The organism is Pseudosulfitobacter koreensis (genome assembly GCF_024733015.1).
GTDB classification, from domain to species: domain Bacteria; phylum Pseudomonadota; class Alphaproteobacteria; order Rhodobacterales; family Rhodobacteraceae; genus Pseudosulfitobacter; species Pseudosulfitobacter koreensis.
On sequence record NZ_JANKJG010000001.1, the window covers coordinates 185,519 to 199,227 of the forward strand.

14 protein-coding genes are annotated in these 13,709 nt (G+C 62.4%); 6 read left to right on the top strand and 8 right to left on the bottom strand.

Going from position 1 to position 13,709, the window contains the following annotated elements; translation table 11 throughout:
- Positions 1-483, bottom strand: coding sequence for an RNA pyrophosphohydrolase (locus NTA49_RS01030; RefSeq protein ID WP_258292786.1), 483 nt, complete (start codon positions 481-483; stop codon positions 1-3).
- Between the two features lie 113 nt (positions 484-596).
- On the opposite strand from NTA49_RS01030, the gene NTA49_RS01035 reads away from it, so the two are divergent.
- The 4 genes from NTA49_RS01035 (at position 597) to NTA49_RS01050 (ending at position 6,291) form a co-directional block, all read left to right on the top strand.
- The gene (locus NTA49_RS01035) at positions 597-2,627 is read left to right on the top strand and encodes an NADPH-dependent 2,4-dienoyl-CoA reductase (RefSeq protein WP_258292787.1); all 2,031 of its coding nucleotides are present in this window, start codon (positions 597-599) and stop codon (positions 2,625-2,627) included.
- A gap of 190 nt (positions 2,628-2,817) precedes the next feature.
- Positions 2,818-3,846: an IS110 family RNA-guided transposase gene (locus tag NTA49_RS01040; protein WP_258292788.1), complete on the top strand. Its 1,029-nt coding sequence runs from the start codon at positions 2,818-2,820 to the stop codon at positions 3,844-3,846.
- A 298-nt stretch (positions 3,847-4,144) separates the two neighbouring features.
- A complete protein-coding gene (locus tag NTA49_RS01045) occupies positions 4,145-5,083 on the top strand; it encodes a zinc transporter ZntB (protein WP_258292789.1) in 939 nt (312 codons plus the stop codon).
- Positions 5,084-5,385: 302 nt separating this feature from the next.
- Positions 5,386-6,291 (top strand): LysR family transcriptional regulator, encoded by a 906-nt coding sequence (locus NTA49_RS01050; protein WP_258292790.1) that lies wholly within the window; start codon positions 5,386-5,388, stop codon positions 6,289-6,291.
- A 47-nt stretch (positions 6,292-6,338) separates the two neighbouring features.
- Here the strand turns inward: NTA49_RS01050 and NTA49_RS01055 are convergent, their stop codons facing one another.
- Genes NTA49_RS01055 through NTA49_RS01070 form a run of 4 tightly spaced genes read right to left on the bottom strand, consistent with a single transcriptional unit; the run spans position 6,339 to position 9,308 of the window.
- Complete coding sequence (locus tag NTA49_RS01055; protein ID WP_258292791.1) at positions 6,339-7,301, bottom strand: OmpA family protein; 963 nt, start codon at positions 7,299-7,301, stop codon at positions 6,339-6,341.
- A complete protein-coding gene (locus NTA49_RS01060; RefSeq protein ID WP_258292792.1) occupies positions 7,298-7,870 on the bottom strand; it encodes a peroxidase-related enzyme in 573 nt (190 codons plus the stop codon). The genes NTA49_RS01055 and NTA49_RS01060 overlap by 4 nt, the downstream gene beginning before the upstream one ends.
- Complete coding sequence (locus NTA49_RS01065) at positions 7,867-8,589, bottom strand: GNAT family N-acetyltransferase (RefSeq protein ID WP_258292793.1); 723 nt, start codon at positions 8,587-8,589, stop codon at positions 7,867-7,869. The genes NTA49_RS01060 and NTA49_RS01065 overlap by 4 nt, the downstream gene beginning before the upstream one ends.
- Positions 8,586-9,308: a competence/damage-inducible protein A gene (locus NTA49_RS01070; RefSeq protein WP_258292794.1), complete on the bottom strand. Its 723-nt coding sequence runs from the start codon at positions 9,306-9,308 to the stop codon at positions 8,586-8,588. Before NTA49_RS01070 ends, NTA49_RS01065 begins: the two co-directional genes overlap by 4 nt.
- A gap of 49 nt (positions 9,309-9,357) precedes the next feature.
- Here NTA49_RS01070 and sfsA point away from each other — a divergent pair, with 49 nt between their 5' ends.
- Both sfsA and map read left to right on the top strand, forming a co-directional pair.
- Positions 9,358-10,062 (top strand): DNA/RNA nuclease SfsA, encoded by a 705-nt coding sequence (gene sfsA, locus NTA49_RS01075; RefSeq protein WP_258292795.1) that lies wholly within the window; start codon positions 9,358-9,360, stop codon positions 10,060-10,062.
- Positions 10,063-10,131: 69 nt separating this feature from the next.
- Positions 10,132-10,941 carry a type I methionyl aminopeptidase gene (gene map, locus NTA49_RS01080; protein ID WP_258292796.1) on the top strand — a complete coding sequence of 270 codons (810 nt, stop codon included), beginning with the start codon at positions 10,132-10,134 and terminating at the stop codon, positions 10,939-10,941.
- Between the two features lie 4 nt (positions 10,942-10,945).
- On the opposite strand, the gene NTA49_RS01085 is transcribed toward map, so the two are convergent.
- From NTA49_RS01085 to NTA49_RS01095, 3 genes are all read right to left on the bottom strand, one after another.
- Positions 10,946-11,743, bottom strand: a complete 798-nt coding sequence (locus tag NTA49_RS01085) for a substrate-binding domain-containing protein (RefSeq protein WP_258292797.1) — start codon at positions 11,741-11,743, stop codon at positions 10,946-10,948.
- 129 nt (positions 11,744-11,872) lie between these two features.
- The gene (rsmD, locus tag NTA49_RS01090) at positions 11,873-12,424 is read right to left on the bottom strand and encodes a 16S rRNA (guanine(966)-N(2))-methyltransferase RsmD (RefSeq protein WP_258292798.1); all 552 of its coding nucleotides are present in this window, start codon (positions 12,422-12,424) and stop codon (positions 11,873-11,875) included.
- Entirely contained in the window at positions 12,421-13,623 is a 1,203-nt protein-coding gene (locus NTA49_RS01095) for an NAD(P)/FAD-dependent oxidoreductase (RefSeq protein ID WP_258292799.1), read from the bottom strand. Before NTA49_RS01095 ends, rsmD begins: the two co-directional genes overlap by 4 nt.
- Positions 13,624-13,709 lie beyond the last annotated feature (86 nt).

The window sequence follows — 13,709 nt, forward strand, 5'->3', positions numbered from 1 at the left end:
TCAGAGGTAGGGCTCGAACTCGGCCAGAACTGCGGCGTAGACATCGCGTTTGAACGGCACGATTCCCTCCACCACCGCGTGGGGGTCTATCCACTTCCAGGCGGTAAACTCAGGCTGTTCGGTCTGGATGTTCACATCCTCGTCCGACCCTTTGAACCGCAGCAGAAACCACTTCTGCTCCTGCCCACGATACTTGCCGCCCCAGATATTGGGCACCACGTCATGCGGCAGATTGTAGGGCAGCCAGGTGCCGGTTTCGGCCACCACCTCGACCATCGACGACGGCACGCCGGTTTCTTCCTCCAGCTCGCGCAGGGCCGCCGCACGGGCATCTTCGCCCTTGTCGACGCCGCCCTGCGGCATCTGCCAGAACTCCTTGAACCGGTCATGGCGCTGCCCGACCCAAACCTGGCCTTCCGCATTGACCAGCATCACGCCCACGTTGCGCCGGTACGGCAGTGCATCAATTTCTTCCGGTGTCATCGTCTTCTCCTCATCGCTCGAACCTCGTGATACAGTGCCTTACGCCGCGTTGCACATGACATTCGCCGACAACTGGGGCGAAATGGCGCGAAATCACACCGCCGGAGGATTCCATGACAGCTTACCGCCACATGCTCGCCCCGCTCGACCTTGGGTTTACCACGTTGAAAAATCGCGTGCTTATGGGGTCCATGCACACCGGCCTTGAGGAAACCCGCGACTGGAACCGCGTGGCGGAGTTCTACGCCGAGCGCGCGCGCGGCGATGTGGGCCTGATGGTCACGGGCGGCATCGGTCCCAACATGGAAGGCGCGGTTGCCCCGGGTGCGGCGATGCTGGCGAACGACGAAGACATCGCGAACCACAGCATCGTCACCGACCGGGTCCATCAGGCAGGCGGCAAGATCGCGATGCAGATCCTGCACGCGGGCCGTTATGCGTTCAGCCCGCATTGCGTGGCGCCCAGCCCGGTCAAATCGCCAATCTCGCCATTCCCGCCGAACGAGTTGGACGAGGACGGGATCGAAAAACAGATCAGCGACATCGTCGCCACCGCCGCCCGTGCCCGCGAGGCAGGCTACGACGGCGTCGAGATAATGGGGTCCGAAGGGTACTTCCTGAACCAGTTCCTCGTCGCCCACACCAACAAGCGCACCGACCGCTGGGGCGGCTCTTACGAGAACCGGATGCGCCTGCCGATCGAGGTGGTCCGCCGCACCCGCGAGGCCGTGGGGAGCGATTTCATCATCATCTACCGCCTGTCGATGATCGACCTGGTACCCGACGGCTCGACCTTTGAAGAGGTCGTGCAACTGGCCAAGGAAATCGAAAAAGCCGGAGCCACCATCATCAACACCGGCATCGGCTGGCACGAGGCGCGCATTCCCACCATCGCCACCTCGGTGCCGCGCGCGGCCTTTGCCTGGGTCACCAAGAAACTTATGGGTCAGGTGAACATCCCGATCATCACTTCGAACCGCATCAACACCCCCGAAGTCGCCGAAGAAGTGCTGGCGACAGGCTGCGCCGACATGGTCTCGATGGCCCGCCCGATGCTGGCCGACGCGCATTTCGTGTCCAAGGCCGCAGCGGGCAAGTCAGCCCAGATCGCGCCCTGCATTGCCTGCAATCAGGCCTGTCTCGACCACACCTTCGGCGGCAAGATTAGCTCGTGTCTGGTGAACCCGCAGGCCTGTCATGAAACCGAACTGGTGGTCGCCCCCGCGGACAGCCCCAAGACGATCGCCGTCGTAGGTGCTGGACCTGCGGGCCTCTCAACAGCGATCACTGCAGCGCAGCGCGGGCATACCGTGACGCTCTTCGACAAATCGGATGAGCTTGGCGGGCAACTGAACATGGCCAAGCAGATCCCCGGCAAGGAAGAATTCTGGGGCCTCGTCGACTGGTATCGCACGATGGTCGCGACGTTGGGCATCACCACGCAGCTGGGCACGACCGCCACGCCCGAGATGCTGCAAGGCTTCGACGAGGTCATCATCGCCACCGGCGTACTGCCCCGCGACCCGGCGATCCCCGGTCAGGATGGCGCCAACGTGATGGATTACATCGACGTTCTGCGCCACAAGAAACCCGTGGGCAAATCCGTCGCCGTCGTCGGCGCAGGCGGCATCGGCTTTGACGTGTCCGAGTTCCTGTCCGAGGAAGAGGGCCACAGCACCACCGAACACCTGCCCGAGTGGATGCGCGAATGGGGCGTCGCCGACCCGGCAGAACATCGCGGCGGTCTAAACCCCGAGGGGCCCAAACCCGGCCACCCCGCGCGCGCCATCACCTTGCTGCAACGCAAGGCGGAAAAACACGGCAAACGTCTGGGCAAGACGACGGGCTGGATTCACCGCGCCGCGCTCAAGATGAAAGAGGTCAACTTTGTCGGCGGCGTAAACTACGAACGCATCGACGCGGACGGGCTGCATGTCTCCTTCGGCGAGGCCCGCGAGAACCCGCAGACGATTAGCGCCGACACCATCGTGCTCTGCGCAGGCCAGGTCCCCGACCGCAGCCTTGCCGACGCGCTGGAACAGCAGGGCACCAAATGCCACGTCATCGGCGGCGCAGATGTGGCAGCCGAGCTTGACGCCAAACGCGCCATCGACCAGGGCACAAGACTGGCAGCAACCCTATAGCGCTTCTTTTGGCCAGAAATATCCTCGGGGGGAGTGTGAGGGGGCCGAAAGCCCCCTCGCAGCACCGTTTGATCTGGTAGCGGACCGGATTGCTTGGCACTACAGATGGAGTGGTTGCCGCCCTCCCTGACGGCATCGCAATGTGCCAAGGTCGTGGTGTTCAAAGCCACGCGAAGAGGAGGACGGCGAGATGAAGGATATGATGATCGGGGTCGATCTGGCAAAGGATGTTTTCCAGGTTCATGGTGCCCTACGCACGGGGGAGGTTCAGTTCCGCAAGAAGCTGACGCGCACTCAGTTTCCCGTGTTCATGGCTAAGCAGGAGCCCAACTTGGTTATCTTCGAGGCATGCGGCAGCGCACATTATTGGGCGCGCGAGATGGAAGCGCTTGGACATGAGGTAAAACTGATCGCACCCCAATACGCTCGTCCGTTCGTCAAGCGCCAGAAAAATGATGCTGCCGATGCCGAGGCGATCGTCATCGCGGCGCGCCAGCCCGAGATGCGTTTTGTTGAGCCTAAAACAATCGCGCAACAATCGCGCGCGGCAATTTTTCGTGGCCGGGAACGCCTAGTGCATCAGCGGACAGCGGATGTGAACGCCTTGCGGGCGCTGTTGTATGAGCACGGGCATGTGTTTCCGCAAGGAATACGCAGCCTTAATCGTATCACAGCGCTTGTAGAGGATAGGACTGCCGACTTGCAGCCATTGATCCGCGAGGAATGCTTGGACCTGCTGGCGCAGATTGCAGAGAAAACGGCACGTATTATAGATCGAACTGCGAAACTCAAGACGCTGGCTGCTGAGTCAGACAGGGCCCGCAGGCTTCAGACTATGCCAGGTGTAGGGCCACTGACGGCCATCGCTGTAGAGGCGTTTGGACCGGATATGGCGCAGTTCAAGACGGGACGTGACTTTGCAGCCTGGTTGGGTCTGGTGCCCAAGCAACATTCATCTGGAGGCAAGGAACGTTTGGGGCGGATGACCAAGGCTGGCCAAGCCGATATCCGACGCCTGCTGATCATTGGGGCAATGTCGCGGCTGGGTTGGCTTGGACGGCGCGCAATTACGGAGGGCAGCTGGCTGTCACGGATGCTGGCGCGTAAGCCCAAGATGTTAGTTGCGATCGCGCTGGCAAACAAGATGGCCCGGCAGATCTGGGCGATGCTGACGAAGAACGAAGATTATAAGGATCCGGCGCTGGCAGTCGCGGCATGAAGTCCATGTCGAACTGATAGCGACGGTGCCAAGGGGAGTGTAAGAAGACGATGACCTGAATGGGCAAAACGATCGAACAGATCCGGATTGGGAAAACCAGTTAGCAACTGCGAGCGATCAGCTCGTACTACAGATTTGGACCTGATCCGCTGATCACCATCCCGGCCCGCGGCTTTTGGAAGTGCCGCATCTTGAGGCCTGACAAAAGTTCGCACTCGATCACACGCCAATAGGGTCAAAAACTTCTTGCATTACGGGCGGCAACCACAAAAGTCTGCCTATTGCTCAAGGACGGACCATGCCGCTCTATATTTACGACATCGCCCCCGACGGGACATCGACGCCCACCACCGACACCGCGCCGACGGGCGCGCGCGGCTACCGTTGGTTTCACTATGACCTGAAAGACCCCGCGCTGCCCCACTGGGCGCAGACCCATCTGCACCCGATCCCAGCGGGTGCATTGATGCAAACCGAAACCCGACCGCGCTGCGACGTTCACGAGGACGGGCTGATGTTGAACCTGCGCGGGGTGAACCTGAACCTCGAAGGGCCCGCCGACCAGATGGTCGCGGTGCGCATGTGGGTGACGGATCAAACGGTGGTCACCGTCCGGGTGCGCCGGGTCTTCGCCATCGAGGATCTGCGCCAGCAGATCGAGGCAGGGGCCGCGCCCACCACCAGCGCCGCCTTTGTCGAGGCCTTGGCCAGCCGTCTGACCGCCCGCGTGCAGACCACCGTCTTCGAACTGGCAGACCAGACCGACGCGCTTGAGGATGCCATTCATGACGACGAAAATGCACCCCTACCCGACACTCTGGCCAGTATGCGCCGCACCGCGATCCGGCTGCGGCGCTATCTTGGTCCGCAGCGCGATGCGTTGATGGCCTTGGCAGCCACCGATATCCCTGCGGGCAGCAACCCGCAGCACCGCCGCGAACTGGCCAATCTGGCGATGCTGACAGTCGAGGAACTGGACGGGCTGCAGGGCCGTCTGACCGCGATCCACGACCACCACGCATCGAAAGCCGCGCAGGCGCAGAACCGCAACAGCTATATCCTCAGCATCGTCGCTGCGACCTTCTTGCCGCTTGGCTTTATCACCGGCCTGTTCGGCGTCAACGTGGGCGGGCTGCCGGGCGTGGACACACCTGCCGCTTTCGCGATCCTATGCGTGTCAATGGGCGTGATCTCGGGCGTGGCGCTTGGCGTGATGCGCTGGTTGAAGTGGATCTGACGCCTGCCACGGGGCACACAGCATTGCGCACCAATTCAAGAACCAAGTTCAACTTCATAGCGAAACAAAACCGGCACTACCGCTTAGGTTGCATGCCATTCAGCGCAGACAAGTCTGAATTTTATCCTTATTTATCATACACCTGACCTGAAAATACCGCCTCGGAAACACAGTGTTCTCGTGTTTCCCGGCCTGCAACGATATCGCAAGATACCCCAAGATTATCCCACCCGTGCCCCGATCTTGCCGCGATTGGGGTCGATAAGCGTGCCAACAACCCAATACCAAGAGAAGGGGACGGCATGGACCGCCTAACAGAAATGGAAGCTTTCGCCACAGTCGTGGATCAGGGCGGATTCACCGATGCGGCCAAGAAGATGGGCATCTCCAAATCCGCCGTCTCAAAGCACGTTTCTTCCCTGGAAGCGCGCCTTGGCGCCCGTTTGCTGAACCGGACGACACGGCGCGTGTCGCCCACGGAAATCGGGCTGGCCTATTACGACCGCGCCCGCCGGGTGCTGAACGACGCAGGCGAGGCCGACGCGCTGGTGACCTCGATGCAATCGGCCCCATCGGGGCTGTTGCGGATCAGCGTGGCGACCGACTTTGGTGTCAATCATCTGTCCCCGGCGCTGTCGTCGTTTCTGGAAGATTTCCCCGATATCACCGTGAATATGGTGCTGAACAACCGCTACGTCGAACTGATCTCGGAAGGGTTCGACATGGCCATCCGCATCGGCGAGCTGGAGGACAGCACCCTGCGCGCCCGCAAGCTGACCGAAACCACCAAGCGCATGATCGCCTCGCCATCATATTTCGCCAAATACGGCAAGCCCGAAAAGATCGACGACCTGAACGAGCACAAGCTGCTGCACTATTCCAACCAGTCGTCGGGCAACGTCTGGAAACTGACCGCCCCCTCGGGCGAAAAGCGTCAGGTGCGCACGGCAGGCTGGCTGTCGGTCAACGACGGGCAATCGCTGCTGAACGCCGCCATCTCGGGTCTGGGCATCGCCTATCTGCCGTCCTACCTCTATTCGGATGCGATGCAGAAGGGTCTGGTCGAAGACGCCATGCCCGATCTGCCGATGGACAGCCAGGGCATCTATGCCGTTTATCCGCCGGGCCGGTTCACTCAGCCCAAGGTGCGCGCGTTCATCGACTTTCTGGTGCATGAATTTGCGGACAAGGGCCCCTCGGGCTGGTAAGCCCGACGCCCCGGTGATCTTGAGAGCCCCGCCATCTGCGCGGGGCTTTATCGTTGCGACAGCAAAACCGCCTCGACGCGGCGGTTAAGCTCGCGGCCCTCGGCGCTGAGGTTCGAGGCGACGGGCGCAAGATAGCCCATGCCTTCGGCCTGCACCTGCGCCGGATCGACGTTATAGGCATCAATCAGTCGTTGCCGCACCGCAGAGGCGCGCTGCCGCGACAGGCCGATGTTCACGTCCTGGCTGCCGACACTGTCGGTATGGCCGACAACCGCAATGGTCACGTCGGGCTGTGCGGTCAGAAACGCGGCAAGGTTTTCCAGTGACGCGAACGGCCCCTGACCCAGTGCCGTGGTGCCGGTTTCAAAATCCAACCCGTCCAGAACGATATGCCCCCTGGTGCTCAAAACCTCGTCGAAATCACCATCTGCGGCCGGAGCGGCGACCGGTCCCGCCAGCGGCACCTGGACATCGCCCCCAGTGCCCACATCGACCTCATCCTGCCCAAGCGACCCGGCCTCGATGATCTGAACGAAGGCGGCGGTGGACGTGGTCGACACCATCAGGGTGACCACGCTCGACGGATCATCCTGTGGACCCTTGATCGCGGTGACAAAACGATAGGCGCGCATGTTCACGCGCATGTTGGGGGCGGGCAGCACCTCGACGTTAAAGCGGAAGTCAAAGCCACCGCAGCTGAACTGATCGCAGTCCAGGACCACCTCGTAGCCTGCCGCCTTGAGCTGTTTGCGCAGCGGGATCAGAACCTGCAATGTCGTCAGGCCGGGCGACGGGATGCGCCATGCCTGGCGGCGCACCTCGCCTTCGACAGCGATGCCGGGCACTCCGGTGCCGTATTCGAACGGCCCCGTCGGCGCCAGATAGCGGTCCAGCACGCTGTTGCGCGTCACAGTTTCGCGGGCATTGGGCGACAGTTCCAGTTGCAGCGCCTGAACGGGGGCTGCCGCGACGCAGGCGGCCAAGGCTATGATCGCCCCGCGCGCTGTCACCGAAACTGGCTGTGATACGCGTCGTTGGGGCGCATATCCGTGGCGCTGGCGACGCGGTTGGTCATGTTGAAGAAGGCCGCGACCGATGCGATGTCCCAGATGTCGCGGTCGGAAAAACCGTGATCGCGCAGCGCCTGACGGTCGGCTTCGGTGGTCTTGGCACTGGCGACGGTCAGATTCTCGGCGAACTCCAGCATCGCGGCGACGCGCGGTTCCAGATCGGCGGCGCGCCAGTTCATCACCATCTGCTCGCCCAGCATCGGATCGCCTGACAGTTGCCGAACGGCGGCACCATGTGCTGTCAGGCAATAATAGCATTTGTTCACCGAACTGACGACGACCGCGATCATCTCGCGCTCCAGCTTGGTCAGACCGGATGTGCCCAGCATCAGATCGTTGTAAAGCGCGGTAAAGCTGTTCAGCTTGTCGATGTCGAACGCATAGGCCTGCAGCACATTGGGCACCATCCCCAGCTTGTCCTGGCAGACGTCAAAGTATTTCTGCGTCTGCGCGGGCAACGGGTCGACCATCGGCAGGTTCAGGGCGGTGGGGTGTTTCTTGTCGCTCATGGGGTCTCCTCCAGATGTCTGTAATGATAGCGCCCGACTTCGCTAAATCCGCTTTTGCGGTAAAGCGTGTTGGCCGCCACGTTGTCCGCCACGCACAGCACCGACAGGCTGTGCGCGCCGTTTTCCTGCGCCCAGAAGGCCGCCTTGCGCATCATCCAGTCCGCGATGCCCTGACGGCGCTGGTGCGGCAAAACCTCGACGGCATGGACCATGCAGATGCCGTCGTGAATGGCGGCAAAGGCGACACCGCCCGGCTTTTCGTTCCAGCGCGACAGGATCGCGGTTTTCAGCTTGGCCCGCGCCATCACCGCCAGACGCGCAGGGCCGATGCCGCCCTTGGCCCAGATCTCTTCCATGATCGCCAGCGGTTCCCACACGGCGAATGCGGTGACCTTCGGGATCGGCTTGTCAGTCAGCGTCTCGACCGGTGTTTCGTACAGCACGACAGGGTCGATCACGGCAAAGCCGCGCGCCTCAAGCATTTCGTCCAACGCGGCATCGCCTTCGCGGATTTGAAACAGCGGTTTCTGATCAAGCTCGGCCAGCCCGGCGATGGCCGCGTCGATATCGGCCTCGCTCACTGGTCCGTTGGCAGAGGCCGCCGAGACACGTTTGCCACCACCCTGCCCCTCGCGCAGGGTCCACTGCCCTTGGCTGATAATCCGTGCGGCAGGCCATGTCGCGTCGCAGACGTCGTAAAGCTGTTGCACCGTCGTCATGCCGGAAACGCCGCCTCAAGTTTGGCCAGCGCTTCGTCCAGCAGACCCACATCGGTGCCGCGCAGCACGATGTTCGCGCCATAACGCCCGTCTTTCTGATAGGGATAGGACCCGATGGACAGCGCCGGGTAGGACCGCGCCAGATCGCCCAAGGGGCCCGCGATGTCACCCTCGCCGCGCTCGATCCGCCGGGTGCGGCTGATCAGGGGCGCGCCACCCGTCAGCATGGGCAGGACGCTTTCGACCATCGCCTGAAACACCGCAGGTACGCCGGCCATCACATGCACGTTTTCCAAGATGAAGCCGGGGGCAATCGACACGGGGTTTTCGATCAGAACCGCCCCGTCGGGGATACGCGCCATCCGCTTGCGCGCGTCGTTGAACTCGGACCCCTGCCGGTCGTAATGCGCCTGCAACAGCGCCCGCGCATCATCGCGCACGTCGATGTGCACGTTGAAGGCGGCGGCAATGCAGTCGGCGGTGATGTCGTCATGGGTCGGACCAATGCCGCCGCTGGTGAACACGTGGTCATAGGCCGCCGACAGCGTCCTGACGGCCCCCGTGATCGCATCCGCATCATCGCTGACCACGCGCACTTCGCGCAGGTCGATGCCGCGCTCGGTCAACTGCCCTGCCAGATGATGCATGTTGCTGTCGCGGGTGCGCCCCGACAGGATTTCGTCGCCGATCACCAGCATGGCTGCGGTTGGTTGTGTCATCTGGCGGGTTCCCCTAAGCATCTGTTGCCCAAGGTATAGGCCCGCCCACATGCGCTTTCAAACCCAACTTGTCCCCGCCCGCCTGATCCACCGATATAAACGGTTTCTGGCCGATTGCGTGCTGGACGACGGCACCGAAGTCATCGCCCATTGCGCCAATCCCGGCTCGATGATGGGGCTGGCGGAGCCGGGGATGAAGATCTGGATAGAACCGAACGACGACCCGAAGAAAAAGCTGAAATACGGCTGGCGGCTGGTCGATCACGAGAACGGGCATTTCACCGGCGTTGATACCTCTGTGCCGAACCGCGCGCTGCGCGCAGCAATTGAGGCAGGGCAGATCGCGCCATTGGCAGGCTACACGTCCGTGCGCCCAGAGGTGCAATATGGGCAGAACAGCCGCATCGACTTTCTGCTCAGCGCGCCGCAGCTGCCCGACGCCTATGTCGAGGTGAAGTCGGTGACCCTGAACCGCCGGCCCGGTCTGGCCGAATTTCCCGACAGCGTGACTGCGCGCGGGGCCAAGCATCTGGCCGAACTTGCGCGTATGGCGCAGGCGGGGCACCGCGCCGTCATGCTCTATCTGGTGCAGCGCACCGACTGCACGCGTTTCACGTTAGCGCATGACATCGACCCGGCATATTCCGACGCATACCGCGCCGCCAGGCAGGCCGGAGTGGAAACACTCTGCATCGGCACCTATATAACGCCACAGGCCATCACGGTGGGACAACCGCTGGCCGTTGATATGTAAGCAACTCTGGCAATTTTTCTGCACCTGCATTATGGTTGCAAAAATGTCCAGGACCAACGGAGACCTCTGTTGAAACAAGAAAACCGGGGCCGTCTGACCAAGGATGGCATACGCATCTACGATCCGTCCGATTCCGCCGGAATGTACGCCGCCGGCGCACTGGCCGCGCGCGTGCTGGATGCCATGTCGGAACATGTATTTCCCGGCCAGACCACAGCAGAAATCGACCGCATCATCACGCAGATGGTCGAGGACGCAGGCGCGAAATCGGCCACCATCGGCTACAAGGGTTATGAGCACGCCAGCTGCATCAGCGTGAACCACGTGGTGTGCCACGGCATCCCTGGCGACAAGAAGCTGAAGGACGGCGATATCCTGAACATCGACGTCACGGTGATTGTTGACGGATGGTTCGGTGACACCAGCCGCATGTATGTGGCGGGCAAGCTGCCCCGCAAGGCGGAACGGCTGATCGAAGTCACGCATGATGCGCTGATGCGCGGGATCGAAGCGGTCAAACCCGGCAACACCTTCGGTGACATCGGTTACGCAATCCAAAGCTTTGTCGAGGCGCACCGCATGTCGGTGGTCCGCGACTTCTGCGGTCACGGACTGGGCCGCGTATTCCACGCACCGCCGAATGTCCTGCACTATGGCCGCCCCGGCACGGGCGCACGGCTGGAGCCCGGAATGTTCTTCACCATCGAGCCGATGGTGAACCTGGGCCGTGCCGAGACCAAGACGCTTGCCGACGACTGGACCGCCGTGACCCGCGACAAGTCGCTGTCCGCACAGTTCGAACATTCGGTCGGCGTGACAGAGACGGGGGTCGAGATTTTCACCCTCTCCGAAGCCGGTACATTCCACCCGACCTACTGAGCCGTCATTCCGCGTTGAAGGTAAACGGCGTCTCGCCCGCGATCTCATAACTGTCGATCAGGTCGGCGGCGCGCGGCCCTGTCAGCCAGGCCTCGACCCGGCGGGCGGTGTCGAAGGACACATGCGGATGGCGTTCGGGATCGACAGGCACAAAGTTGTATTGACTGAACAGCACCGGATCGCCTGAAAACAGCACCGCCAGACCGTTCTTGCCCTCGAAGGTCAGCCAACTGGTCCGGTCCGTCAGGATATAGCCCTCGGCCTCTACTGCGGCACTCAGGCTCGCCTCGATCCCGGCATCCGCCGTCACGTACCAATTGGGAAACTGCTGCGGCATCAGGCCCGCATCGGCCCAAAGCGCCTGTTCCTTCTGATAGACCAGCCCATCGGTGCCCAGACTGACAAAATGCCGTTCGCTCTTGGCGATGCGCTGCAGGGCTTCGGTGACCGAAACCGATTGCGCGATGCCAGCATAGTCGTCCACTGGGCCGACCAGCACGAAATCGTCGTACATGATCTTGCGGCAATGGGTGCCAAAGCCTTCGGCGATGAACGCCTCTTCGTCCCTGCGGCTGTGAATGAGGATGGCATCAACTTGCCCGGTTTCGCCCAGCGCAAGCGCATTGGCGGTGTCGCCGACCAGCACCTGCACGTCGATCCCGGTGTCCTCCTGCAAGGCAGGCAGCAGGACGTCAGACAGCCCCGATGCGGCGAAAGACGTGGTCACAGCCAGCTTCAGCGTTTCAGCCTGCGCCGCATTGGCGCCGAGGACCAAAGCCACTGCGGCGAGAAAACGTATCATGCTGCACGGTCCTTTGGGCGGAATGCTGAAATATTAGGCTGATCACCTCTGGCATTACCTGCAAGGCTCAGTCCCCGTTTGTCAACAAACCTGTCAGCATTCATCCGGTTCCCCGAACGTCAGCAGACCTTAGCCCTTTTCCAGGATGGTCACGTGCGTGTCGCCGAACTTGCGCCCGTCCACCTGCAAAAAGCCGTCGGGCACCTGCATCGGCGCGCTTTCTTCCCAGACCACGCAGGCCCCTTTCGCGATCCATCCCCCGGCCACGGCCGAGCGCAGCGCGCTCTCGCCCATGCCCTTGCCATAGGGCGGATCGAGAAATACCAGATCGAAGGGCGCCGCGATCCAAGCCCCCAGCCGCGTCGCATCGTTGCGCATCAGCGTTGCCCGATCCTCGGCGCGCAGCTTCTTGATGTTCTCGCCGATCAACGACTGGCCCACGCGCCCGTTCTCTATCAGCACCGCCTGCGCGGCCCCGCGCGACAGCGCCTCAAGCGCCAGCGCGCCGGTGCCTGCAAACAGGTCCAGCACCCGCGCGCCTTCGATCACGCCCCGGCTGGTCAGGATTGAAAACAGGCTTTCGCGCACGCGGTCGGACGTGGGGCGCAGATGCGCGCCCGCGTCGCCCTTGCCCAGATGCGCCAGCGCCGTGCCGCGCCACGTGCCCGCGATGATCCTCATGGCTGCAACAGCGACTTCAGGTCGGCAGAGGCATCGGCCACCACCGCCGGATCAGCACTCTTGCCCGCCTCGATCAGGCGTTTGCCGATCATATAGGCACGAGGGTCGTTGGCGGCGTCCACGGCCAGCAACTGATCGCCCAGGTAATACCAGAACGACACCGCAGTGCCGCCATCGCGTGTCACCACACGGTCATAGCCCACGTTCAGCCCGGCGATCTGCAGTTTCACATCGTATTGATCCGACCAGAACCACGGCCTCGCGCCATATTCCTTGTCCGCGCCCATGATGTTTTCGGCCACCACCTCGGCCTGATCAATGGCGTTGGGCACGCTTTCCAGCCGGATGCGCGTGCCGCGGTAGGGGAACGATGCGCAGTCGCCCGCGGCCCAGATGTGCGGATCGGACGTGCGGCCATGCGTGTCGACCATGATGCCGTTGTCCATCGTCAGCCCTGCCGTCTCGGCCAGGGCCGATGCAGGCGCGATGCCGACACCGACGATCACGAAATCAACCTCGATCTCGGAGCCGTCGGTCAGACGCGCGCCACTGACTGCCCCCTCGCCCAGCAAGCGGTCCAGCCCGACACCCTCGCGGATGTCGACACCGTGGCGTGTGTGCAAGGCCCGGAAATAATCGCTGGTCTGGGGCGATGCGACCCGTTGCAGGATGCGGTCCGCCATTTCGACCAGTGTCACCCGCAGGCCCAGTTTCGACGCGACAGCCGCCGCCTCAAGCCCGATATAGCCGCCGCCGACGATCAGCACCCGCGCGTCCTTGGTAAAGCGCGGCGCCATGCTGTCGACGTCCAGCAGATCGCGCACGGTGCACACACCGTCGAGCGTACCGCCAATGGCCGCAGGCAAACGGCGCGGGTCCGACCCAGTGGTCAGCACCAGCTGATCGTAATGCAGCACCTCGCCGGGCACGGTCACCGTCTGTGCGGCGGGGTCGATCGCCTCGACCCGCGTGCCCATGCGCAGGGTGATGTCGTGGTCGGAATAAAAGCTTTCGGGGCGCAGGAACATCCGCTCAAGCGCCATGTCGCCCATCAGATAGGCCTTGGACAGGGGCGGACGCTGATAGGGCGGCACGGTTTCGGCACCGATCAGCGTGATCTGACCCTCAAACCCGCCGTTGCGCAGCTTGGCGACACAGGATGACCCGGCCTGCCCTGCTCCGATGACAATAACGTGCATTCTCGTCCCTTCCCTCATGTTTTGGCCGAATTTGATGGCTCAAAACCTTCGCGGACCTTATATCGGGGAACAGGATTAACACAATT

Bases quoted from the DNA above. Each gene is read 5' to 3' on its own strand.
- NTA49_RS01030 (WP_258292786.1), bottom strand. From the start codon at position 483: ATGACACCGGAAGAAATTGATGCACTGCCGTACCGGCGCAACGTGGGC.
- NTA49_RS01035 (WP_258292787.1), top strand. From the start codon at position 597: ATGACAGCTTACCGCCACATGCTCGCCCCGCTCGACCTTGGGTTTACC.
- NTA49_RS01040 (WP_258292788.1), top strand. From the start codon at position 2,818: ATGAAGGATATGATGATCGGGGTCGATCTGGCAAAGGATGTTTTCCAG.
- NTA49_RS01045 (WP_258292789.1), top strand. From the start codon at position 4,145: ATGCCGCTCTATATTTACGACATCGCCCCCGACGGGACATCGACGCCC.
- NTA49_RS01050 (WP_258292790.1), top strand. From the start codon at position 5,386: ATGGACCGCCTAACAGAAATGGAAGCTTTCGCCACAGTCGTGGATCAG.
- NTA49_RS01060 (WP_258292792.1), bottom strand. From the start codon at position 7,870: ATGAGCGACAAGAAACACCCCACCGCCCTGAACCTGCCGATGGTCGAC.
- NTA49_RS01065 (WP_258292793.1), bottom strand. From the start codon at position 8,589: ATGACGACGGTGCAACAGCTTTACGACGTCTGCGACGCGACATGGCCT.
- NTA49_RS01070 (WP_258292794.1), bottom strand. From the start codon at position 9,308: ATGACACAACCAACCGCAGCCATGCTGGTGATCGGCGACGAAATCCTG.
- sfsA (WP_258292795.1), top strand. From the start codon at position 9,358: ATGCGCTTTCAAACCCAACTTGTCCCCGCCCGCCTGATCCACCGATAT.
- NTA49_RS01085 (WP_258292797.1), bottom strand. From the start codon at position 11,743: ATGATACGTTTTCTCGCCGCAGTGGCTTTGGTCCTCGGCGCCAATGCG.
- rsmD (WP_258292798.1), bottom strand. From the start codon at position 12,424: ATGAGGATCATCGCGGGCACGTGGCGCGGCACGGCGCTGGCGCATCTG.
- NTA49_RS01095 (WP_258292799.1), bottom strand. From the start codon at position 13,623: ATGCACGTTATTGTCATCGGAGCAGGGCAGGCCGGGTCATCCTGTGTC.